Annotated in this window: 28 protein-coding genes; 24 read left to right on the top strand and 4 right to left on the bottom strand. The window is 43.6% G+C overall.

All coding sequences use genetic code 11. The features are described 5' to 3' along the window. Positions 1-69 precede the first annotated feature (69 nt). Both copZ and AC4EG4_RS12755 read right to left on the bottom strand, forming a co-directional pair. Positions 70-291, bottom strand: a complete 222-nt coding sequence (copZ, locus tag AC4EG4_RS12760) for a copper chaperone CopZ (RefSeq protein WP_490979739.1) — start codon at positions 289-291, stop codon at positions 70-72. A gap of 15 nt (positions 292-306) precedes the next feature. Next, complete coding sequence (locus AC4EG4_RS12755; RefSeq protein WP_490979740.1) at positions 307-630, bottom strand: metal-sensitive transcriptional regulator; 324 nt, start codon at positions 628-630, stop codon at positions 307-309. 231 nt (positions 631-861) lie between these two features. On the opposite strand from AC4EG4_RS12755, the gene AC4EG4_RS12750 reads away from it, so the two are divergent. Continuing rightward, on the top strand, positions 862-1,002 hold the full coding sequence (locus tag AC4EG4_RS12750) for an Lmo0850 family protein (protein ID WP_490979741.1): 141 nt from the start codon (positions 862-864) through the stop codon (positions 1,000-1,002). Between the two features lie 27 nt (positions 1,003-1,029). On the opposite strand, the gene AC4EG4_RS12745 is transcribed toward AC4EG4_RS12750, so the two are convergent. Beyond that, positions 1,030-2,211 carry an FtsW/RodA/SpoVE family cell cycle protein gene (locus AC4EG4_RS12745; protein ID WP_490979742.1) on the bottom strand — a complete coding sequence of 394 codons (1,182 nt, stop codon included), beginning with the start codon at positions 2,209-2,211 and terminating at the stop codon, positions 1,030-1,032. Positions 2,212-2,371: 160 nt separating this feature from the next. Between AC4EG4_RS12745 and AC4EG4_RS12740 the strand changes: the two genes are divergently transcribed. From AC4EG4_RS12740 to AC4EG4_RS12700, 9 genes are all read left to right on the top strand, one after another. Continuing rightward, a complete protein-coding gene (locus tag AC4EG4_RS12740; protein ID WP_490979743.1) occupies positions 2,372-3,142 on the top strand; it encodes a hypothetical protein in 771 nt (256 codons plus the stop codon). A gap of 143 nt (positions 3,143-3,285) precedes the next feature. Beyond that, positions 3,286-3,633, top strand: a complete 348-nt coding sequence (locus tag AC4EG4_RS12735; RefSeq protein WP_490979744.1) for a DMT family transporter — start codon at positions 3,286-3,288, stop codon at positions 3,631-3,633. Beyond that, positions 3,633-3,950 carry a DMT family transporter gene (locus AC4EG4_RS12730; RefSeq protein ID WP_490979770.1) on the top strand — a complete coding sequence of 106 codons (318 nt, stop codon included), beginning with the start codon at positions 3,633-3,635 and terminating at the stop codon, positions 3,948-3,950. Before AC4EG4_RS12735 ends, AC4EG4_RS12730 begins: the two co-directional genes overlap by 1 nt. Before the next feature lie 73 nt (positions 3,951-4,023). Continuing rightward, positions 4,024-5,094: a D-alanine--D-alanine ligase gene (locus AC4EG4_RS12725; protein ID WP_490979745.1), complete on the top strand. Its 1,071-nt coding sequence runs from the start codon at positions 4,024-4,026 to the stop codon at positions 5,092-5,094. A 13-nt stretch (positions 5,095-5,107) separates the two neighbouring features. Further along, positions 5,108-6,469 (top strand): UDP-N-acetylmuramoyl-tripeptide--D-alanyl-D-alanine ligase, encoded by a 1,362-nt coding sequence (locus AC4EG4_RS12720; RefSeq protein WP_490979746.1) that lies wholly within the window; start codon positions 5,108-5,110, stop codon positions 6,467-6,469. A gap of 157 nt (positions 6,470-6,626) precedes the next feature. Then, on the top strand, positions 6,627-7,325 hold the full coding sequence (locus tag AC4EG4_RS12715) for an alpha/beta hydrolase (protein ID WP_490979747.1): 699 nt from the start codon (positions 6,627-6,629) through the stop codon (positions 7,323-7,325). Between the two features lie 333 nt (positions 7,326-7,658). Next, on the top strand, positions 7,659-9,185 hold the full coding sequence (gene cshA, locus AC4EG4_RS12710) for a degradosome RNA helicase CshA (protein ID WP_490979748.1): 1,527 nt from the start codon (positions 7,659-7,661) through the stop codon (positions 9,183-9,185). Positions 9,186-9,327: 142 nt separating this feature from the next. Continuing rightward, positions 9,328-9,807: a PH domain-containing protein gene (locus tag AC4EG4_RS12705; protein WP_490979749.1), complete on the top strand. Its 480-nt coding sequence runs from the start codon at positions 9,328-9,330 to the stop codon at positions 9,805-9,807. Next, positions 9,800-11,317, top strand: a complete 1,518-nt coding sequence (locus tag AC4EG4_RS12700) for a PH domain-containing protein (protein ID WP_490988048.1) — start codon at positions 9,800-9,802, stop codon at positions 11,315-11,317. The genes AC4EG4_RS12705 and AC4EG4_RS12700 overlap by 8 nt, the downstream gene beginning before the upstream one ends. A gap of 51 nt (positions 11,318-11,368) precedes the next feature. Here AC4EG4_RS12700 and AC4EG4_RS12695 read toward each other — a convergent pair whose 3' ends face one another. Next, positions 11,369-11,977, bottom strand: a complete 609-nt coding sequence (locus AC4EG4_RS12695; protein WP_490979751.1) for a rhomboid family intramembrane serine protease — start codon at positions 11,975-11,977, stop codon at positions 11,369-11,371. Positions 11,978-12,045: 68 nt separating this feature from the next. Here AC4EG4_RS12695 and acpS point away from each other — a divergent pair, with 68 nt between their 5' ends. The 14 genes from acpS (at position 12,046) to AC4EG4_RS12625 (ending at position 22,055) form a co-directional block, all read left to right on the top strand. Continuing rightward, on the top strand, positions 12,046-12,399 hold the full coding sequence (gene acpS, locus AC4EG4_RS12690) for a holo-ACP synthase (protein WP_490979752.1): 354 nt from the start codon (positions 12,046-12,048) through the stop codon (positions 12,397-12,399). A gap of 15 nt (positions 12,400-12,414) precedes the next feature. Further along, on the top strand, positions 12,415-13,572 hold the full coding sequence (alr, locus tag AC4EG4_RS12685; RefSeq protein ID WP_490979753.1) for an alanine racemase: 1,158 nt from the start codon (positions 12,415-12,417) through the stop codon (positions 13,570-13,572). A gap of 43 nt (positions 13,573-13,615) precedes the next feature. Further along, the gene (locus AC4EG4_RS12680; protein ID WP_490979754.1) at positions 13,616-13,900 is read left to right on the top strand and encodes a transcriptional regulator; all 285 of its coding nucleotides are present in this window, start codon (positions 13,616-13,618) and stop codon (positions 13,898-13,900) included. Between the two features lie 4 nt (positions 13,901-13,904). Continuing rightward, positions 13,905-14,255 carry a type II toxin-antitoxin system PemK/MazF family toxin gene (locus tag AC4EG4_RS12675; RefSeq protein ID WP_008432415.1) on the top strand — a complete coding sequence of 117 codons (351 nt, stop codon included), beginning with the start codon at positions 13,905-13,907 and terminating at the stop codon, positions 14,253-14,255. A 169-nt stretch (positions 14,256-14,424) separates the two neighbouring features. Beyond that, positions 14,425-15,252, top strand: a complete 828-nt coding sequence (locus tag AC4EG4_RS12670) for an RsbT co-antagonist protein RsbRA (RefSeq protein ID WP_490979755.1) — start codon at positions 14,425-14,427, stop codon at positions 15,250-15,252. After that, on the top strand, positions 15,252-15,614 hold the full coding sequence (locus tag AC4EG4_RS12665; RefSeq protein ID WP_008432419.1) for an STAS domain-containing protein: 363 nt from the start codon (positions 15,252-15,254) through the stop codon (positions 15,612-15,614). Before AC4EG4_RS12670 ends, AC4EG4_RS12665 begins: the two co-directional genes overlap by 1 nt. 2 nt (positions 15,615-15,616) lie before the next feature. After that, positions 15,617-16,018, top strand: coding sequence for an anti-sigma regulatory factor (locus tag AC4EG4_RS12660; protein WP_142827250.1), 402 nt, complete (start codon positions 15,617-15,619; stop codon positions 16,016-16,018). 12 nt (positions 16,019-16,030) lie between these two features. Further along, positions 16,031-17,032, top strand: a complete 1,002-nt coding sequence (locus AC4EG4_RS12655; protein ID WP_490988047.1) for a PP2C family protein-serine/threonine phosphatase — start codon at positions 16,031-16,033, stop codon at positions 17,030-17,032. Positions 17,033-17,125: 93 nt separating this feature from the next. Next, entirely contained in the window at positions 17,126-17,455 is a 330-nt protein-coding gene (locus AC4EG4_RS12650) for an anti-sigma factor antagonist (RefSeq protein ID WP_490979757.1), read from the top strand. Position 17,456: 1 nt separating this feature from the next. Beyond that, positions 17,457-17,927, top strand: a complete 471-nt coding sequence (gene rsbW, locus AC4EG4_RS12645; RefSeq protein ID WP_490979758.1) for an anti-sigma B factor RsbW — start codon at positions 17,457-17,459, stop codon at positions 17,925-17,927. Further along, on the top strand, positions 17,905-18,687 hold the full coding sequence (sigB, locus tag AC4EG4_RS12640; protein WP_490979759.1) for an RNA polymerase sigma factor SigB: 783 nt from the start codon (positions 17,905-17,907) through the stop codon (positions 18,685-18,687). The genes rsbW and sigB overlap by 23 nt, the downstream gene beginning before the upstream one ends. Beyond that, entirely contained in the window at positions 18,687-19,286 is a 600-nt protein-coding gene (locus AC4EG4_RS12635) for a PP2C family serine/threonine-protein phosphatase (protein ID WP_490979760.1), read from the top strand. Before sigB ends, AC4EG4_RS12635 begins: the two co-directional genes overlap by 1 nt. Positions 19,287-19,414: 128 nt before the next feature. After that, on the top strand, positions 19,415-21,580 hold the full coding sequence (locus tag AC4EG4_RS12630) for a Tex family protein (RefSeq protein ID WP_490979761.1): 2,166 nt from the start codon (positions 19,415-19,417) through the stop codon (positions 21,578-21,580). Positions 21,581-21,602: 22 nt separating this feature from the next. After that, a complete protein-coding gene (locus tag AC4EG4_RS12625) occupies positions 21,603-22,055 on the top strand; it encodes a SprT family protein (RefSeq protein ID WP_490988046.1) in 453 nt (150 codons plus the stop codon). The last annotated feature ends 207 nt before the right edge of the window (positions 22,056-22,262 follow it).

The following is a 22,262-nucleotide window of genomic DNA, read 5'->3' as shown; positions in this document are numbered from 1 at the left end:
CCCGTCCTTTTAAAGTTATATACCTGTTGGGGGTATATTATTTTGAAAAAAATAACTGCGTTTCCGCAGTTATTCGCTTAACATTGCCACATCGTATCCTTGATCTTCAATAGCTTCTGCAATTTGGTTGACTTCAACTGTCGCGGCGTCGTAAGCGACGTCAACAGAACCGTTTTCTAAAGACACTTCGACTTTGTCTATGCCCGGTAAAGCCATAACGCTGTCTTTTACGGAACTTACACAATGTTGGCATGTCATGCCGCTAACTTGTAGATTGATTTGTTCTTTCATAAAAAATTCCTCCTATTATTTACGCATCATTTTTTGAATGGTAATAAGCAATTCGTCCAACACTTCTTCTTCTCCATTTTCCAGACGTTCTTTGACGCAGCCCTTCAAATGGCCTTCCAGCAAAACTTTGGTGACGCTATTTAAAGCAGATTGTGTAGCAGCCAGTTGCGTGATGATGTCATCGCAATAAACGTCCTTTTCCACCATGCCTTTAATGCCGCGGATCTGACCTTCAACGCGATTCAATCGATTGGTTAAATCTCTTTTGACAGATAGGGGATGATGGCTTTTCCTGCAAGAGGTATCCAGTGCAAAGGGTTCTTCAATTAATTCGCTCATCTGAAGATCCTCCAATCTTTATTCTAAACCCAATATACCTCTAAGGGGTATATAAAGCAACCGATTTACATCAGATTCTTAAATGTCATCAAAATGATAAGTTTAAAATCCTGAAAAGATGGTATTATAAACATAGACACAGAAAAGTCAACAATTTATACCTTGCCCCTGAAACACGGCAAGTTCAAATACGTCTTTATAAGTAATGAAAAACACAAAGAGGTGATATGGATGGCGAAAAACGTAGATGTTCGCAATATCGTTTCAAATTTGTCGAAACTTGGAATCCAAGCAAAAATCACAAAATCCCGCGTTGAATTAATCAAAGCGATTGCTTTGCCTCAACCAGTTCACACACAGTCTCAACAATAAAAACTCCGACGCAGGATGTCGGAGTTTTTATTTTTTGTTTTTATCGAACATGTAAGTTTTATGATGGAATTTCATGCTGAAAACAATCCCGAGAGCCAGCATGTTCCCGATTAACGAACTTCCTCCATAGCTGATAAAAGGAAGAGGGATGCCTGTGATCGGCAAAAGTTGAATCGTCATGCCAATGTTTTGGAATACGTGGAACGTAATCATTGCAATAATTCCTGCGCATACATAGGTGCTGAATGTGTCCTTGAATTGCAGCGTAACTTTGGTCAAGTGATAGATTAGCATGAAAAATAGAATGATAACAGCGCTGGCGCCGATAAACCCGAAGTCTTCCGAAATAACCGTGAAGATAAAGTCTGTATGATTTTCCGGCACATAGACTTGGCGTCCTTGGTAGCCTTTTCCGAACACTTCTCCTGAACCGATAGCGTTCATTGCGGCAATCAGATTGTATCCACCGGCTTCTGCATAGGAGTATGGATCAAGCCATGTATAAATCCGTTCAAACATATAAGGCTGCAAACCAAAGACATTAGACAGGAAGTCTTGGGCATTGATGGTCATCCAGAGCAATAAGGCACCGATAACAGCGACCCCGCCAAAGCTTGGTGCAATAATTTTCCAGGAAATTCCCGAGACTACAACAACCGCTAATGTAATGGCGATAAATACTAATGCAGTTCCCAAATCGGGCTGCAGAAGAATAAAGCCCAACGGAATAATTAAACAAAGTGCGATTTTCCCTAATAAATAAAAATCGGATTTGATGGTTTTGATCAGATGTTGTTCGTGGTGAGTAGAGATCATTTTTGCCAATGCCAATATATAGAAGGTTTTCATGAATTCTGCGGGCTGAATATTGACGAATGGTGTATGGAACCAAGCTTTTGCCCCATTAACCGGTTCAGCGATTTGGCCTACCCCATCCGGTGAAATCATTAAAAGGACGAGCAGGAGAATGCCGAAGCCGTATAAATAATAGGCCATTTTTTTATATTGTTCTGGGTCGAAATACATCAATATTCCAATCATCCCGGTGGAAATGATATAAAATAAAGCTTGCCTTGGAACAAAATTCGTCAAATATTGACCGGAAGTTTGGGCAGAAGAAATAGCTACCAGGCTGACAATAAAGAACAGAAATAGGATGAAAGCCAGCGACCAATCAATGCGGTCGGTAAAGCTTTTGTTAGTTTGCATGTATTTTCCACCTGTACTTTTTATTATTATGAGTCGGAATATATTATAACGTATATATCTGTAATATGCGCATGACAAAAGTAATGACGCATTTGGAGTAGGTATGTTTCATATTTGGCTGTTTTGGTCGTATAATAGAAAATGGAATGGAGTGGGGGATATGGTAAAAAAACCGTTGAACACGGATGCGTACATACAGCATTTATATATTTATCTGAACGAGTCTGATCAATTTGCCTTATTCAGCGGACTTACCTTTGCCCATTTTTTGGATGCCATGAAATTGCCCAAAAATCTGTTGCTGCTAAAACACCCATATGAAGATGCATCTTTTAATATGCACACTCACATGGAATTCGCTACACAGGAAGAGTTCGGGCAATTGCGGAAAGCGCGAGCAAACAAAAAGAGCGAATTTTGCTGGATTGATTTCAAGAGTGAAAAACAACTAAATTCCCTGACGCCCCAGGAGCAGGCCGAATTATTGTACATCGGCCATAAAAAAGAACCAGTGAAGACGCCGTTTTATTCGACGCTTCAAAATGAATTCGTTTATTTGTCCAGCGAAGAAGAAGAAACCACAAAAATTTACTTCCGCAAATTAGAACGCCTGAATGAGCTTGTCGGAAACTATTTCACGTATTTAATTCGCAGGGAAGAGAATGGACAGAATTTTTGGCGTCGAAAAGCTAAGGACCTGATACCGGAGCTGCCAGCTGAAATTCTGCAATCCTTGAAGAAAAATTACCGTGAAGGCGTGCTCATCTCATTGGCAGACCCCGAAAAAACCAAAAGCACCATTGAATTGCATATTCGTCCAGTAGAGGAAATCTCTTTTCTCGACGAGTTCTGGTCCGATATTGAAGAGTACACCAAACAGGGGATTTCACGTAAGATCATCTACGACAGAAAACAAAAAGTATGGAAATAATACCTGGAAACAGGTATTATTTTTTTCGAGTTGATTTTTGATTACACTATAGGTTGAGTTGCGAGTCTTTGCTTGCTGACCTGCCGGAAGCTATATAAAGAGATGAAAGTTAAATGCGTTTGAAAATGAAAGAAGGAAAGCATATGGCTTGGATTTATCTTTTGATTGCAGGAGCCACAGAAATTGTATGGGCAATCGGCTTGAAACTTGCTGACGGCTTTACTAATTTGGCTCCCTCTCTTGTCACATTGGTTTTTATCGTCATCAGCTTCTTGTTGTTTTCCATTGCGATGAAGACGATTCCTATCGGTACGGCTTATGCGGTTTTCACTGGCATTGGTGCTGCTGGAACGGCTATTCTTGGAATTTGGCTATTCGGTGAAAATGCCAGTTTGGAAAAACTGTTCTTTTTGAGTTTGCTGCTGTTTGGAATCGTTGGGCTAAAAGTGATGGATGGAAAAGAAGAGGCAAGTAAGCAGGTGAAATCATGATAGATTGGCTAATTTTAATTGCTGCTGGATTGTTTGAGGTCGCTTTTGTCACCACGATGAAATTATCGAATGGCTTTAAAGTGAAGTTGTATACTGGCCTGACCGTTTTGTCCGGTGCACTCAGCTTCTATTTATTGTCGCTGGCTCTGACGACTATTGCACTTGGAACAGGGTATGCAGTATGGACAGGCATCGGGGCTGCAGGCAGTGTGTTGGTTGGCATGCTGTTTTTTAATGAAAGCCGGCAGCCGGCGAAATTGTTTTTCTTGTCATGCATCCTTGCCGGAGTAGCCGGCTTGAAAATTTTCGGGGGCTGACAGGAAAAAAATATTCGTCGTTAAAGGTTCGTGATAAACTAAGCAATATGGATAATGAAATGAGGTTTCTTGGATGAAAAAAAGAATTGGTTTATTATATGGAGGCAAATCAGCAGAGCATGAAGTTTCTCTGTCAACAGCCCTTGCGGTTACAAAAGCAATTGATTTTGATGCGTATGAAGTGTATCCGATTTACATTACACAAGATGGTGAATGGAGAAAAGGCGACCGCCTCGAAGAAACGGCAAAATCGATTGGACAGCTTCAATTGGCTGGGCAGTCGTCAAAGCCAAATGACATCTCCGGATTTCTTCCCGCCGAAAGCGGGAAAGCACTGGATGTCATTATTCCTTTATTGCATGGACCGAACGGAGAAGATGGGACCGTTCAAGGCTTGCTTGAGGTCATGAATATTCCGTACGTCGGAAACGGTGTGCTGGCATCTTCGGCAGGCATGGACAAAGTAGTCATGAAGCAGCTGTTCGAGCAGGCAGGTTTAAAACAAACGCCTTATGTGTATTTTATAAGAAGAGAATGGGATAAAGATCAGGGCTTGTGGCTGGATAAGGTAGAAGCAGAACTTGCTTGGCCGGTATTTGTGAAACCTGCTAATTTAGGATCAAGTGTTGGCATCAGCAAAGCCGAAAATCGTGAAGAATTGATTGCTGCCGTAAAAGAAGCCTTGAAATTTGACCGCAAGATTGTCGTTGAACAGGGAGTAGTTGCCCGCGAAATCGAGGTAGGCGTGCTTGGAAATGATGAGCCAGCTTGTTCAGTTGCAGGGGAAATCAAGCCGCTAAAAGCTTTTTATGATTACCAGGCAAAATACAAAGATGGCGATACAGCGATGATTATTCCCGCGGAGCTGGATCATGCAGTTTATGAAAAGTTGGAAAGAGACGCCAAAAAAGCCTTTAAAATCTTGGACTGCTCAGGACTTGTGCGCGCAGACTTTTTTGTCACAGAAGCCAATGAAATCTTGATTAACGAAGTCAATACCTTGCCGGGATTCACGCCTTACAGCATGTTCCCGCTGCTTTGGGAACATACCGGATTGCCGTATCCGGAACTGATTGAACGCCTGATCGCTTTAGCGATTGAACGTCATGAAGATAAACAATTACTGCAAGTTAAAATAGATTGAGTGGAGAAACCAAATGAAAAAAAAGATTGAGCAAGTAGCCAAATGGCTTGATATCAAAACTAATTTAAAAGGCTTTGACGTAACAGGGGCCTCAATTAATACGAGAACGCTCAAGCCAGGCGATTTGTTCATTCCTTTCCGTGGCGAGCAAGTGAATGGGCATAAATATGTCCGTTCAGCCATCGAATTAGGTGCAGCCGCTTCGTTATGGCAGCGCGATGAACCGGGTGCTCCGGAAGATTTGCCTTTGCTTTTCGTAGATGACTGCGAGGTCGCTTTGCAGGAAATGGCCCGTGCTTATCGGGACGAATTGTCGGCACTCGTTGTGGGGATTACAGGCTCCAACGGAAAAACTTCGACAAAAGACTTGGTGGCCAGTGTTTTAAAGCCTTATTTCAAGGTTCAAAAAACACCTGGAAATTTCAATAACCAATTAGGTCTGCCATTAACCATTTTATCTTTAGAAGAAGATACCAAAGTCGCGGTGTTGGAAATGGGTATGAGCGGCAAAGGACAGATTGAATTTCTGTCTGAGCTGGCCCGTCCTGATTATGCCATCATCACCAATATTGGAGAAGCGCATTTGCAGGATCTTGGATCTCGTGAAGCCATTGCAGAAGCAAAATTCGAAATCACTGCTGGTCTCCAGCAACATGGCAAGCTGTTCTATGACGGCGATGAGCCATTGCTGCAGCCGTTCATGGAAGATTTTCCGCAAGGAGTTTCTTTTGGATTCGACGACAATAACGAATTGACAGTGACCGATATCAAAGCCACTGAAAATGGCAGCAGCTTTATGGTCAGTGGAATCATCGATGCAGCCTTTACCATCCCGGTATTGGGTGAGCATCAGGTGAAAAACACGTTAGCGGCTATTTTAATTGCGCTTGAAGCAGGTTTGTCAGAAGAACAAATTCGCAAATCGCTGAAGGACGCAGCTTTAACCGATATGCGCATGCAGATGGTTCAAGCAGAAAATGGCGCTATGTTCATCAATGATGCTTATAACGCTGCGCCTTCATCGATGAATGCAGCTTTAAACTTTATCCGGGAAACGACGATGAAAGACAAAAAATGGGTCGTTCTTGGTGACATGCTGGAACTCGGAGATGATGAGCAAACCTATCACGAAGAGCTCAGCAAATACATTTCCGAAAGTCTGGCTGGCGTCTGCCTTTATGGCCCGCGTATGAAATGGCTATATGACAAGTTGCAGCCGGACTACACGGGCAAGCTATTGTGGAGTGAAAATGATTATGGGCCGATTATCGACCTGTTGAAGAAACACACAAATAAAGATTCGGTAGTTTTAGTGAAAGGTTCCCGCGGCATGGCACTGGAAAACATCATCGAACCTTTTACTAAAGCTGAATAAAGAAAAGCGCAAGTGCCCATCGAATCTGGGCGCTGGAGTCTGGACAATAAGAAAAGCGCAAGCGCTCGTATAGATTCGACGGGCATAAGACGCACTGGCGAAGCGCTGCTCTTTGCCACAAAGCTATACTGCTTATCAGTGAAAAGAGGAGAACAATTTGAAGACTGGCGTTCTTTGCATCCATGGTTTTACAGGAGGCCCGTTTGAAGTTGAACCATTTGCTGATTTTTTGACGGAGCAAACCGATTGGATAATCGAAATACCAACGCTTCCCGGCCATGGCGAAAAATTGGCTTTAAAAAGTATTTCGGCTGAAAGCTGGATGATGGAAGCAGAACTGGCGCTCAAAAGGCTAAAAAAATCAGCAGATCGCATCATCATTGTTGGTTTTTCAATGGGTGGCTTAATTGCTATGTACTTAGCGATGCGCTACAAAATCGATCGTCTGGTTTTATTAAGTGCCGCAGCTAAATACATTAGCCCTGCACAGATTTTTGAAGAAGTGCAGGAAACGATGCGGGATGCATTGGCTGGCAGAATAGCGGAAAACCCATCTTTTCATTTGTATGAATACAAGTTAACAAATACGCCTGTCAGTTCAGCTGTTGAATTTCTGCGAGTCGTCAAGATGGTGGAACCCTACTACGATAAAATCAAAGTTCCAGTTTGTATTGTTCAGGGCGGTAAGGACAGTGTTGTCCCAGCTTCTGCCGCAGACTTTATTTATGACCACATCGGCTCTGATGAAAAACACATGGTCCATTCAGAAACGGGCAAGCACTTGATCTGCTACAGCGATGACTGCGACGATTGGTTTAAGGAAGTTTATGCGTTTATGAACAAAGGCGCAGAGTAAACTGATTATTAGAACCTTTGCAGATTGATTGCAAATGATAAAAAAACGTGGTATTCTTTTGAAAGCAATGGATACATTTTTGAAACACTCTTCCCTGTGAAGAGTATTTTTTTGAGCAAAACGGTTTGTTCTATAGATAGGGTACTAACTGCCCGTCGTTCAGACCGCTCGGCAAAGCCCGAGCTTTTCCTGTTCACACATCCCCTCTGACTTAAAACTACAGAGTATGATTTTCGACGTGAAACTTCCTCATAAAGGCTCGCCCTTGTCACTATTCATCTAAAATGTACACCATTTGTAAATCAGATGAAGACAAAAGGAGATTGAAAAAATTTGGTAAAATTTTCAGAGTTAAATATTAGCGAAACAACTTTAAAGTCCGTAAAACGCATGGGGTTTGAAGAAGCAACACCAATTCAAGAGGGAACAATCCGTCTTGGAATGGAAGGCAAGGACATCATCGGACAAGCACAAACGGGTACTGGTAAAACAACCGCTTTTGGTATTCCTTTGATTGAAAAAATCGACACTAAAGACGGTAATGTTCAAGGATTGATCATCGCACCAACACGCGAATTGGCTATCCAGGTTTCTGAAGAACTTTACAGATTGGGCCAAGATAAAAACGTGCGTATTCTTTCAGTATACGGCGGCCAAGAAATTAGCCGACAAATCCGTGCACTTAAAAACCGCCCGCAAATTATCGTTGGTACTCCAGGACGTCTATTAGACCATATCAACCGCCGTACTCTTAAATTGGACAATGTAAACACATTGATCCTTGACGAAGCAGACGAAATGTTGAACATGGGCTTTATCGAAGACATTCAAACAATTATGTCAAGTGTTCCTGACACTCGCCAGACATTGTTGTTCTCAGCAACTATGCCGGATGCAATCCGCCGCATTGCAGAGAAATTCATGAAGACTCCTGAAATCGTTAAAATCAAATCAAAAGAAATGACTGTTGAAAACATTGAGCAATTCTATGTTAAATCAGTAGAACGCGAAAAATTCGACATTCTTTCACGTCTTTTGAATATTCAACAGCCTGAACTTGCGATCATTTTTGGACGTACAAAACGCCGGGTTGACGAATTAGCAAAAGCTTTGAATATCCGCGGCTATTTGGCTGAAGGAATTCATGGCGATTTAAGCCAAGCAAAACGCATGTCCGTTTTGAAGCAGTTCAAAGCAGGCAAAATCGATATCTTGGTTGCAACAGATGTAGCAGCTCGTGGACTTGACATCTCAGGCGTATCACACGTATACAACTTTGATATTCCTCAAGATCCTGAAAGCTATGTTCACCGTATTGGCCGTACTGGCCGTGCAGGTAAAAAAGGAGTCGCAGTCACGTTTGTAACACCACGTGAAATGGGCTACTTGGGCATCGTTGAGCGCACAACTAAGAAAAAAATGGAAGCTTTAGTTCCTCCAACTGCTGATGAGGCTGTACTTGGCCAAAAACGCGTTGCTATGGAGCAATTAGTTGAAATGACTGAGAAAAACAATCTTGGCGACTACCGTGAATTTGCAACTCAAATGTTGGAAAAACACGAAGCAGTTGACTTGATTGCAGCAGCTCTTAAAACAATGACTAAAGAACCGGAAGATGTTCCAGTCTCTATCTCTGAAGAACGTCCTTTGCCATCACGCGGAGGCGGCGGATACAAAGGTAAAGGCGGAAGCGGACGCAGTGGCGGAGGCGGCGGCTATAAAGGCAATCGCTCTTCAAGCTCATCTCGTCCATCTTCATCAAGCCGTGGAGCGAGCTCAGGCGCAAGCCGACGCCGTGAAGGCGGAAGTGGAACTGGCGGCGGACGTCCAGGACGTACAACTCGCCGCAGCGAATCTTAATACCGATCAACTCGAGGATGGATGCAAACAGGAAACTGTTTGCATCCATCCTTTTTTGCTGTCCGGATATCAGTTACAATTGAATGAAACGTAACGATGAGCAAATCGTATAATGGATAGGAAAGCGATTGGAGAGAAGCAAATGGACAACCAACCAAAAAATCAAATTTCACGTAAAGGCTTAACTGTTTGGCGTGTATACGGCAGCATGGAAACTGCAGTAATCGCACTGATCGCAATTGGAGCTGGGGTATTAACGTATTTCTTCGACTGGCCGCAATGGCTGTATGCTGTTTATGGCGCAATTATTGTGCTGCTGGGCTTTTTGCTGATTTACTGGTTTCCCAAAATTCGCTGGCAACGCTGGCGCTATGAAGTAAGAGAACAAGAAATCGAATTGCAGCACGGCTTGTTTGTCGTAACTCGAACATTGGTGCCAATGGTCCGGGTGCAGCATGTGGACACTGAACAGGGACCGATTTTGCGAAAGTATGACTTGGCTGAGATCTCCATTTCCACTGCTGCAACGACACATACCATTCCCGCATTGGTCACGGCAGAAGCGGATGAATTAAGAGCGAGAATCTCTGTATTGGCAAGGGTGGCGGAAGACGATGTATGAAGAACGTTATAAGCTGCATCCCATTTCTGCGTTTTTAAATTTTATTAAAGGTCTGAAAGAATTAATCGTTCCGTTTGTCATCGTTTTTGGTGTCAATATATTTAGAGACGGCGGCATTAGCTCGATGTTTAACCAAGGGTGGCAGGGCTTGATTCCTCTTATCGTGAGCAGCGTGGCGCTGATTTTCCTGCTGGTTGCTGGAATCATTAAGTGGAAACGTTTTGTTTACTGGTTTGAAGATGGAGAGCTGCGCATTGAGTACGGTCTTTTTGTGAAGAAAAAGAGGTATATTCCTTTTGACCGGATCCAAAGCCTGAATTACACAGAAGGCATCTTCCATCGTCCACTTGGCTTGGTAAAAGTGAAAGTGGAAACAGGAGGTTCTGGCAAAGCAGGACAGGCCGAGGCTGAGTTGACAGCCATATCCCGAGAAGATGCAGACCGAATCGAAAACGAAATGGAAAAGGCAAAATACCGGCTTCCAGAAGACGACCTTCCAGTGATGGGACCGGTGGAATACGTAGAAGCACCGACTCCGGCTAAAAAAGAAACAAAAGTGCTTTACACCATGTCCATGAAAGAGTTGTTGATTCTTGCTACAACTTCTGGTGGGATCGGAGTGGTGATTTCGGCGGTTGCGTTTTTCCTGTCGCAGTTTTCAGAACTGATTCCGTATGATGCCATTTACGAGGAAGTTATGCTGTTTTTGCGTTTTGGGGCATTGATTGTAGTACTGACAATCTTTATTGTCTTGTTGATTGCGTGGATTATTTCGGTTGTGATGACCATCGTAGCAAACTACCAATTCACCATTCAGCGGGATGAAGACCATATCTACATTACGAGAGGATTACTGGAAAAAAAGAAAGTATCTGTGCCATTAAAGCGCGTGCAAGGGATTAAAGTAAGCCAAAATCCGCTGCGTGAAATTTTTGGGTATGCAACGGTCCTTGTTGAAAGTGCAGGAGGTTCAATTGGAGATAAGGATGAAAAAATCCGCTTGTTTCCTCTGGTCAAAGCAGAGCGGATGATCCCCATACTGGCTGATTTGTTTCCGGAACTCGAATGGGCGCCTGAATTGAATAAGGCACCAAAGCGCAGTGTTCACTTTTTCTACCGACTGGACTTGCTTTGGCTATCGCCAGTATTAGCGGTGGTTGGGTATTTTTTCTATCCGTACGGTCTGTTAGCGCTGATTCTCGTGCCGTTTGTTGTGGCTATTGGAGTTTGGCAGCACCGGACAGCAGGTTATGCACTTGGCGAAAAACAACTGACCATGCAATTCAGAGGAATCAGCAAACACCGTTACTTCATGCTGAAAAAACGTGTGCAAGTCGTTCAAGTGACGCAAAGCTATTTTCAGCGCCGGAGAGGGCTCGCTTCCATCAATTCGACAATCAAATCCGGTATGATGGGAGCCACTGCGTCCACTCCGCACATGGAGAAAGATGACGCGAGCCGAATTTTGGCCTGGTATGAACCATCTGGAACCAAAAACTTTGAAAATTAAACCATTATATTTCCAAAAAAAAGCAGCCGGAATAATTCATTCCGGCTGTTCTTATTTTTTAGCTCGCCAACTGACAATTCGTTTTGGATGGAAATAACTGAGTCCGATCAAAAACCCTGTAATCATTCCGGCGATATGAGCGGTGACATTGACGTTAGGTGTCAAGAAAGTCATCACTATACTAATGACGATAATTGGGAGTATAATTTGTTTGAGTTGCGGCAAAGCACGTCCTCCGTAATACACCAATGCACCGAATGCTCCAAAAACACCGAAAATAGCGCCACTGGCTCCGACGTGAGCATAATCGAGCGGCTGCAAGAAGTAAGTAGCTGCCGAAGCAAACAATCCTGCCAGCAGGTAAATCGTGATAAAGCGAACTTTACCGGTTAAGCGCTCCAATTCTGGTCCGAATAGGAACAAGGAAAACATATTAAACAGCAAATGCATCAATCCGCCATGCAGGAAAATCGGGGTAAAGAAGCGCCACCATTGACCTTCTGCAATGTAAAAGTTGGAGCCGAGACCATAAAAATAAATCCAATCCCCCAATAATGGCAGCAATCCCAAGAGATAAACCAATAAGTTAAGGGCGATCAAGGTGGAAACGACCGGATACATACGCAAGTATTGCTTAAAGCTTTCTGTACGAATAAACATTTTGTCACCTCTATTTCATATCTTTAATTATACCTGTTACCTGTTTGCGATTGAAAGGAGAAACATTTATGATTACAGGAATCGGATTGGATGTCGTTGAATTGTCACGAATCCGGCGATTAGATACTAAATCCCCAAAATTTCGGGAGCGCATTTTAACCGAATACGAGCAAGATGAGTACAACCAATTAACAGCAAATCGAAAAATTGAGTTTTTAGCGGGCCGTTTTGCAGCAAAAGAAGCGTTCTCAAAAGCAAATGGTACGGGAATCGGCGGTGAATGTTCTTTTCAAGATATTGAAATCAGGAAAGATGCCAAAGGCAAACCGTCTGTTTATTTCCGGAATATCGAAATGGGTCTAGTATCCATTACTCATTCAAAAGAATTTGCGGCAGCGCAAGTTCTGATACAAACAAATTAACTGGGCGGTGTGACGATGACAGAACAATACCGGCCGACAAAAGCGGTCATTGATTTAGGTGCGATCAAAAAGAATTTAATAGCGTTTCAACAGCAAAGCGGCAATGCTCAAGTGATCGCAGTCGTAAAAGCCGATGCATATGGTCATGGAGTTTTGGCAGTTGCCAAGACAGCAATCGAAAGTGGCGTGAGCATGCTGGCTGTTGCAACACCGGATGAAGCGCTTTTTCTTCGAAACGAAGGCATCGAAACAGAACTGCTTGTAATGGGAGCAACCCCGGCGAGGTTTTTGCCGGTCGCGCAGCAGCGCAATATTATTGTTACTGCGGTTTCTTTGGAGTGGCTGTCGATGGCAGCGGCTCACTTGTCGGCTGAATTGAATAAGTTGAAGATTCATTTGAAAGTAGATACCGGAATGCGGCGCATTGGTGTTCAGTTGGAAGAAGTGAACGAGGCTCTTGGTTTTATTGCTGGCCACGATTTTGACTTTAAAGGGATCTTCACACATTTTGCCACGGCGGATGAGCAGGATTCCCCGCTATTCCTGGAACAGGTGCGCGCAATGAATAAAGTGATCGATCAATTAGACGATCTTTCTGTTATGGTTCATGTATCCAATAGTGCAGCTTCGGCCATGAATCCGGAGTTGTCATGTGACGCGGTTCGTGTTGGAATTTCGTTGTATGGCATTGCTCCTTCTCCTTACGTAGGAGAGGCAATGGGATTTGAATTGCATCCTGCGCTCAGCCTGGAAACAGAAATTGTTCATGTGAAAAAAGTAAAGGCTGGAGAAGGTCTCAGTTATGGAGCAACTTATCGCGCTGAGCAGGATGAGTGGATTGCGACATTGCCAATTGGTTATGCGGATGGCATGCTTCGTGGGCTGCAGGGACAAGATGTCCTGATAAAAGGACGGCGCATGCCAATCGTTGGCCGAATTTGCATGGATCAGTGCATGGTTCGTCTTTCTGAAAAATTACCGGTTGGAGAAAAAGTCCAGTTGATCGGCAGTCAGGGCGGGCAGCGAATTTTCATCGATGAATGGGCGCGCAGACTGGAAACCATCCCTTATGAAATCCCTTGTATTTTAACAAAAAGGGTGCCACGGGTTTACTCGGACAGCACCAAAGTTGCCGATTTGCCTTTTCAGGAGCCTGATACAATGTTAAGATAAGAAAGATAAAGACAGAAGAACGGGATTTTCGGAGGTGTCGGCTGTGTACGAGAAGTCAAAGACAAAAGAAGTGGTTGTAAAATTGCCAAAACAATTTATTTCGGAGTTGACAACTCATTCAGATGAACGTGTTCAAGAAAGTGGAGATTTTATTTACGTTTCCACGCATCGAGTGACTAAGAATCTGTACGACTCATATCATATTCGGGAAGCGATGATCAAGGGCTACGTGGAGATGTCACAAATCAATCTATCGATTGCTTGTGAATGTTCTCACGCTGAGTACGAAGCGGAGCACACGACAGTGCGACTCGTAAGCGGAGGGTGACAACTTGATTGTAAAACGCGGGGATGTTTTTTTTGCAGAACTATCACCGGTCGTCGGGTCTGAGCAAGGTGGGACCCGCCCTGTCCTGGTGATTCAAAACGATATAGGGAATCGTTTCAGTCCCACTGTCATCATTGCTGCAATTACAGCACAGATTCAAAAAGCCAAATTGCCGACTCACGTAGAGATTAACGCCAAAAAATATGGCTTTGAGCGTGATTCAGTTATTCTGCTTGAACAATTGCGGACCATTGATAAGTCGCGGCTAACCGATAAAATCACCCAACTTGACGATACACTGATGGAAAAAGTAGATGAAGCATTGGAAATCAGCGTGGGTCTCGTAAAATTTTAAGCATACATACTCCATTAAAGGCGCTTCGAGAATTTTTCTCGAGGCGCCTTTTTTCCAGTAAATGGGCTTGCCGACAAAAAAGATGTGAAAAAAACGAATTTCCGATACAATAAAGAGTAGCAGATAAAATTTGAGATACATAGTGTCGCAGGGAGGGTTTTTTACCAGTATGAATAAACAGATGGCTCAATATATACAGGGCAATTTAACCGAAATCATTTCGCAATGGCAGCAAAAAATGAAAGAAGAGGAAAACGAACGTTCTTTCCAAATGATGCCTGAAGAACTGATGAATCAAACAAGTCATGAGTTTGCGGAGTTGATGATTTCACATTTACTCGAAAGCCATCAAGCTTACGAAAGCCGATTAAACGACTTCGCAGAAAAGGTGGTTCGTCTCGGGTGGTCGATTACATTCGTGACAAAAGCAATCACTCATTTTGCTGAAATTATTTATGACAATATGAGCAAGGAAGAAATAATACATGAAGGCAATATTGCCGCTTACGTGAAAGAGTTCAGCAATTGGATTTCACCGATTCGCGAAAGCACCATCCAAGCGTATTCTAAAACGTGGGAACGCACAGTCAGCTTGCAAAAAATTGCGTTGCAGGAACTTTCCGCTTCGCTTATTCCAGTTTTTGAAAAAGTATCCGTTATGCCATTAGTCGGAACAATCGATACAGAGCGCGCAAAATTAATTATGGAGAATTTGCTGGAAGGTGTTGTGAAGCATCGTGCAGAAGTGGTGCTGCTTGATATTACCGGCGTTCCTGTAGTCGACACAATGGTTGCTCATCACATTATTCAGGCCGCAGACGCTGTTCGCCTGGTCGGAGCAAAATGTATGTTAGTTGGGATTCGTCCCGAAATTGCACAGACCATCGTGACGCTTGGAATCAATTTAAATGACTTTACGACAACAAGCACATTGCAGCGGGGCGTGGAACAGGCGCTGGCTTGGACAAACCGAAAAATTGTGGAGGTTGAAGACTAATGAATTTTAGAATTCCAATTTTAAAGTTAAGAGATACATTAATTGTTTCGATTCAATGGGAACTTGATGATCAGACAGCTCTTCAGTTTCAAGAGGACTTATTAACAAAGCTGCATGAAACAAGTGCGCGGGGCGTCGTAATCGATTTGACGTCCATTGACTTCATCGACTCATTTATCGCGAAAGTTCTGGGAGACGTCATCAGTATGTCAAGCCTGATGGGGGCCAGAGTAGTCATTACCGGTATCCAGCCAGCAGTTGCTATCACTTTGATCGAGTTAGGAATTCGACTTGAAGATGTTATGACAGCACTAGATTTAGAAAATGGTTTGGATAAACTTCAATTGGAATTGGAGGCTTAAAAATGAGCGACCAGTCCTCGGTGGAAATTTTGACAGAATGGGATATTGTTGCTGCAAGACAACTCGGACGCAATGTAGCGAAAGAGCTTGGCTTTGGCACAGTTGACCAGGCCCGCATTACGACGGCCATCAGCGAGCTTGCTCGCAATATTTATTTATATGCCGGTAAAGGCCGAATTGAAATTCAGCAATTAACCGAAAATGGCATGAAAGGGATTTTGATCATTGCTGCAGACAGCGGCCCTGGAATCCCGGATATCCGCAAAGTAATGGAAGATGGTTTTACGACTTCCGGCGGATTAGGAGCAGGATTGCCTGGCGTTAAGCGGTTAATGGATGATTTCAAAATCGAAACAATTTTAGGCGAAGGTACAGATATAAGAGCTACAAAGTGGCTTCGTTAGGGGGAACGCCTAATGTCTCAAGAAATTGAGGTTCAATACAAAGAAATTTTAAAAGAATACACAAAAAAACAGACAGAGCAAAATTTATATGTCGGCCAAAATTTCAGCCGCCAGCTTATTCTGGAGAATATTGCACCCGAAGAAGTCATCAGCATGCACAAGGCGGCAATTCAAGAGCTTTACGGTGAATTGCCGGATGTTGTATGGCACTCTTTTGATTTTTTAATTGAAATGATGATCAACTATGGGTTGGCGCTTCAGGAACGGCAAAGCCTACTGAAACAGCAGGAAGAACTGAAAGTGGAAATGGATCTTGCAGCAAATGTTCAGGAAACGTTGCTGAAAACCAAATTGCCTGTACTGGAAGGTCTGGAAATTGGCCTTCTTTCTATTCCTGCGCGCAAAATGAACGGAGATTACATTTACTTTGTCAGTGACCATGACGGCTATGCTGGAGTGGCAGTGGCGGATGTTATTGGTAAAGGCTTGCCAGCTGCTCTTTGCATGTCCATGATCAAATTCGGGATGGACAGTTTAAACAGTGCGTATGCATTACCGAAAGACGTTCTGGGCGTCATCAACCGGATTGTTGAAAAAAGTGTGGATGATTCGATGTTCGTCTCGATGTTCTACAGCAACTATGATGCTAAGAAGGCGCGCTTGACTTATGGTTCTGCAGGACATGAACCAGCGATTCTTTACCGCGCCAAAGACGAGGAATTTGTCGAGTTAAATGCCAAAGGATTATTGCTTGGTGTTTCTCCGGCAGCCGTCTATGAAGAACATACAGTGGATTTGGAAAAAGGCGATCTTGTCATTATGATGACGGATGGGGTAACAGAAGGTCGCAACGATGAAGGCTTTATTGAGCGTGAAGTTATTTATGAATTGATTGAACGAAAGAAAAAAGAATCCGCACAAATGATTGTTCAGTATGTCTACGATGAACTCGAACGCATGCAAAGCGCTCAGTTTCAGGATGACTTCACATTGGTGATTTATAAAAAAGTGTAGACAAGGTTTAGGCATAGGCAATTTGTGGTATAGAGGCTTAGAATAGCTTTTTATGAACGGATTGAATTTTAAAAAACGGGGTGTCGAATCACAATGAATATTCAAGTGGACTTAACTGAAGAAAACAATATCTTAGACGGATTTATCCGCGGGGAAATCGATGCACATACTGCACCGGTCCTACGTGAAAAATTAGAAGCTTACCAAAATCATCAAGGATTGAAAGCAGAGTTGGATCTTTCCGACGTTAACTATATGGATAGTACAGGATTGGGAGTTTTTGTGGCTTTTTATAAATCGGTCAATGCAAATGGCGGCCATGTAAAGTTAAAAGGACTCTCTGCACGACTAAAACGACTGTTCGATATTACAGGTTTAGGCGATATTATGGATATCGAATCTGTCGGGAAGGGTGGTAACTAACATGCGTCCTTTCGATTATGTGGAAATGAGAGTTCCTGCAAAATCCCAGTATGTCGGGGTTGCAAGACTGACTATTTCAGGTTTAGCCAGCCGTATCGGTTTTTCGTTTGATGATATAGAGGACTTGAAAATCGCTTCAAGCGAGGCTGTGACCAATGCGGTCCAACATGCTTACACAGAAGGCGAGGAAGGCGAAGTTGTCATCGGCTGCGCCCTTTATGAAGACAAGATTGAAATTATGGTAGCGGATCATGGCCAAAGCTTTAATTTCGAAGAAACAAAGGCAAAAGTGGGTCCGTATCACGATCAAGAAGAAGGTGCTTTTCTTCGTGAAGGAGGTCTCGGCTTGTATTTGATTGAAACATTGATGGACGAAGTCAAAGTTCATCATCAAGAAGGAGTAACAATCTTCATGACAAAGCATGTTGAAGGAGAGCAGGTGGAGAAGGATGTCGAAACAGTCTCATCCTAATCAGCCTACTAAAGAGCAGGTGCTTGAGTGGATTGAAGCTTATCAAAAGACAGAAGATGAAGAAGCCCAAACAAATTTAGTGTTGAATTATAAGCGTCTTGTCGAATCCATTGCACGTAAATATTCGAATGGTAAATCTTATCATGAAGATATTGCGCAAGTGGGCATGCTGGGACTTTTAGGAGCTATCAGACGTTACGATCCTTCATTTGGCCGTAGCTTTGAGGCTTTTGCTGTGCCTACGATTATCGGCGAAATCAAACGCTTTTTGCGTGACAAGACATGGGCAATCCATGTTCCGCGGCGCATAAAGGAATTGGGTCCCCGTATTAAAGCGACGGTCGAAGTGCTGACCACAGAGCTGCAGCGTTCGCCGCAAGTATGGGAAATTGCCGAATACCTGGATGTTGAAGAAGACGACGTATTGGAAGCAATGGAAATGGGCAAAAGCTATCAGGCACTTTCAATGGACCACTCTTTGGAGGCAGATTCAGATGGCAGTACCGTAACATTGTTTGATGTAGTCGGCCAGGAAGACGACGGATACGAGAAAGCGGATCAGCGGATGCTTGTAGCTGAAGCGATGAGCGTGCTTTCTGAACGGGAAAAGCAAATCATCCAGTTCACCTACATAGAGCAGTTGAGCCAAAAAGAAGCTGGCGATAAGCTTGGCATTTCTCAAATGCACGTATCCCGTCTGCAAAGAAAAGCCATTAAAAAACTTCAGGAAGCTATATTAGCAGCCGGCGGAGTTTCGTAGTGGAAAAGATTCAGCATAGTTTTGTAGATGCTTATATTTTCAATGAAGCAAAAAAAGGGAATTATGAATCCGGCGACAGCTACCATACCGTGTTGACGGAAGATTATTTTATTTGCTCTGTAGCTGATGGATTAGGCAGTGGTCCAATTGCGCGGGAGTCGTCTCAAGTTATTCCTCAAATCTTACGGGAATTTCACCATGAAACCATTGATCAATTAATGTTTCGTTTTAATGGATTAATGCTCCAAAAGCGCGGTGCTGCTGTTGCTATTTTTAAAGTTGATTTCAAGGAAAAAACACTTGAATACAGCTGCGTTGGCAATATCCGATTTTATGTGTACCGCAAAGCGACAGATGAAATCATTTACCCGTTGCCGGTGATGGGGTATTTGTCAGGGCGTCCGCAAAAATTACGGACACAGCTTTACACATACGTGGAGGACGATTTGTTCTTGATGCATTCCGATGGCGTAGATCTAAGAAATCCAAAAGCCATGATGCGCAAAGCCGGACTGCCAGAGCAATTATATCGTGACATTCTGACATCCATTGAAACGGGTGACGATGCAACATTCATAACAGGAAGCCTTCTCAAATGAGCAGGCTTCTTTTTTCATGTCCAGCACCTGTTGAGATTGTTTCGGGGACTCCTGTACAGCTTGGTTGTGACGCGCGTCTCCTTTTGCGAATGTGTTAAAATGAAAAAGAACTGAAGGGAAGTGTCCAGATGGAAATGCAACAGATTCATACATTAATCGCAAAAGAAACGGGCGTACGCAATAACCAAGTCGCACAAGTGATTGCCTTGATTGAAGATGGCAACACGGTGCCTTTTATCGCGCGTTACCGAAAAGAAGCAACGGGCTCTTTAGACGAAGTCCAGATCAAAGCAATCGATGACCGATATACATACATTCAGAATTTAGAACAGCGAAAAATAGACGTGATCCGTTCCATCTCGGAACAGGAAAAACTGACGGACGAACTGGAGAAGGCGATTCACAATGCCACTGTCTTGCAGCGAGTCGAAGATTTATACCGGCCGTACAAGCAAAAGCGCCGGACCAAAGCAACCATTGCAAAAGAAAAAGGGCTGCAGCCACTGGCAGACTGGTTGATGGAGCCTGGCAATGAAAAGTTAGCAGACAAAGCACAGTCATTTGTAAACGAAGAATCAGGTGCCGCATCCACGGAAGAGGCGATTCAAGGAGCGCAGGATATCTTAGCGGAACTGTTTGCAGATGATCCGGATATCCGCGAAAAAATCCGTTACATGACACGAAAAGACGGAACGATTGCCACCGTCGCCAAGAAAAACCACGAAGATGAGAAGCAAGTCTTTCAAATGTATTATGAGTACGAAGAAGCCATACAGAAAATTGTCCCACACCGAATTTTGGCCATCAACCGTGGTGAAAAAGAAGAAGTTCTAAAAGTTTCCATCAATCCGCCAGCCGATCGCATTGTCACGTTGATGAAAAACAAATGGATGAAGCAGGCGAGTGCGGCAAGTGAAGCTGTAGCAGAAGCGATTGAAGACAGCTACAAGCGATTGATCCAACCATCAGTTGAGCGGGAAATTCGGACCGAACTGAGTGAGAAAGGCGAAACCCAAGCCATTCACATTTTCTCGGAAAATCTCCGGAATTTATTGTTACAGCCGCCGATGAAAAACAAAATGGTATTGGGTGTTGACCCGGCATACCGGACCGGCTGTAAACTGGCGGTCATTGATGAGACAGGCAAGCTGCTGGAAGTGGCAGTCATTTATCCGCATCCGCCAAAATCAGACCAAGCAGGATCAAAAAAAATCATGGAGCGTTTAACTGCGAAGTACCCGATTGAAATTATGGCAATCGGAAATGGTACCGCATCACGCGAGACCGAGCAGTTTGTGGCAGATTTTCTTTCAGAAACGTCGGCTGACATATCGTATGTCATTGTCAACGAAGCAGGTGCCAGTGTGTATTCGGCATCTGACATCGCCCGTGCCGAGTTTCCTGATTTGAAAGTTGAAGAGCGCAGTGCGGCATCGATTGCACGCCGTCTACAGGACCCGCTATCGGAATTGGTGAAAATCGATCCAAAAGCAGTCGGTGTTGGACAGTATCAGCACGACGTCTCACAAAAGAAGTTGGCAGATCAATTGACCTTTGTTGTAGAGACCGCTGTTAACCAAGTCGGCGTCAACGTCAATTCGGCGTCCTCCTCGCTGTTGCAATACGTAGCTGGATTAAGCAAAACTGTAGCGGAAAATGTCATCAAAGTGCGGGATGAAAACGGCCGCTTTACATCACGTGTTCAGCTGAAAAAAATTCCACGCTTAGGTGCAAAAACCTATGAACAGGCAATCGGATTTCTGCGGATTCCAGAAGGCAAGAATCCGTTGGACGCAACCGGCATCCATCCGGAGAGCTACGACATCGCAGAAAAGTTGTTGAACTTGGTTGGAGAAGACAAGAAATCTGTTGGGAAAGCAGGGATCTCTGAAAAGCTCGAAGCGCTTGAATTGCCAGAGTTAAGCGGAAAATGGGATGTAGGGGAAATTACGTTGAAAGATATCGTAGACGCCTTAAAAAAACCATTCCGTGATCCGCGTGACGAATTCCCGCAGCCATTATTGAAAAATGACATTTTGAAAATGGAAGATTTGCTGCCGGGCATGGAAGTGCAAGGGACTGTCCGCAACGTTGTGGACTTTGGTGCGTTTGTGGATATTGGGGTAAAACAGGATGGACTGGTTCATATCTCGAAATTGAAGAAAGGCTTTGTAAAGCATCCGCTGGAAGTAGTGGCAGTTGGAGATATTGTTACCGCCTGGGTGGAAAAAGTAGAAAAAGACAAAGGGCGCATTGCTTTGACGATGCTGCAGCCGAAAGAGCAGACCCTTTAACACGGAACATAGGGGAGTTAACATGACCAACGAAGAACTGACTGGACTAATCAAAGAGATTTCATGGACAAACTTTCAGAAGGCATTCAAGCATGAAGGTGTTTTCAATTCCAGGCTTCGGACGACAGGAGGCAGATACTTGCTGCGTTCCCACAATATCGAAATTAACCCAAGCTCTTATGAAAAGTTTGGCTATGCCGAACTTGAAGGCATTATTAAACATGAACTATGCCATTATCACCTTCATATAGAAGGAAGAGGATACAAGCACCGGGATCAGGATTTCAGAGAATTGTTGAAGAGAACAGGATCACCGCGCTTTTGTTCCATGCTCGAAAACAAAGCAAAGCAGCGTTCCGCAAAATCATATGTTTACCAGTGCGTAGCATGCAAAACAAATTACACACGCAAGATCCGAATGAACACAGAGCGTTATAGATGTGGGCGCTGTTCAGGAAAGCTGGCAGCACAATAACATTTTCAATAGAAAAAGGATGTCCGCAGGATGGGCATCCTTTTTTGATTGCTATTCTATTCCTTTGTTTTGGTAAGAAACAGAGAATAATAAATATAAATGAAAAAGGTATTGACGATTGTCTCAGGTCTCTTTATAATAGAAAAAGTCGACAAGTACTTAAACATTATTCCGAAGTAGCTCAGTGGTAGAGCACCGCACTGTTAA

This window comes from Planococcus sp. TJ-201 (genome assembly GCF_058268495.1).
The sequence above is the reverse complement of the archived record's forward strand: the minus strand, read 5'-3'. Positions and strand labels throughout refer to the sequence as shown.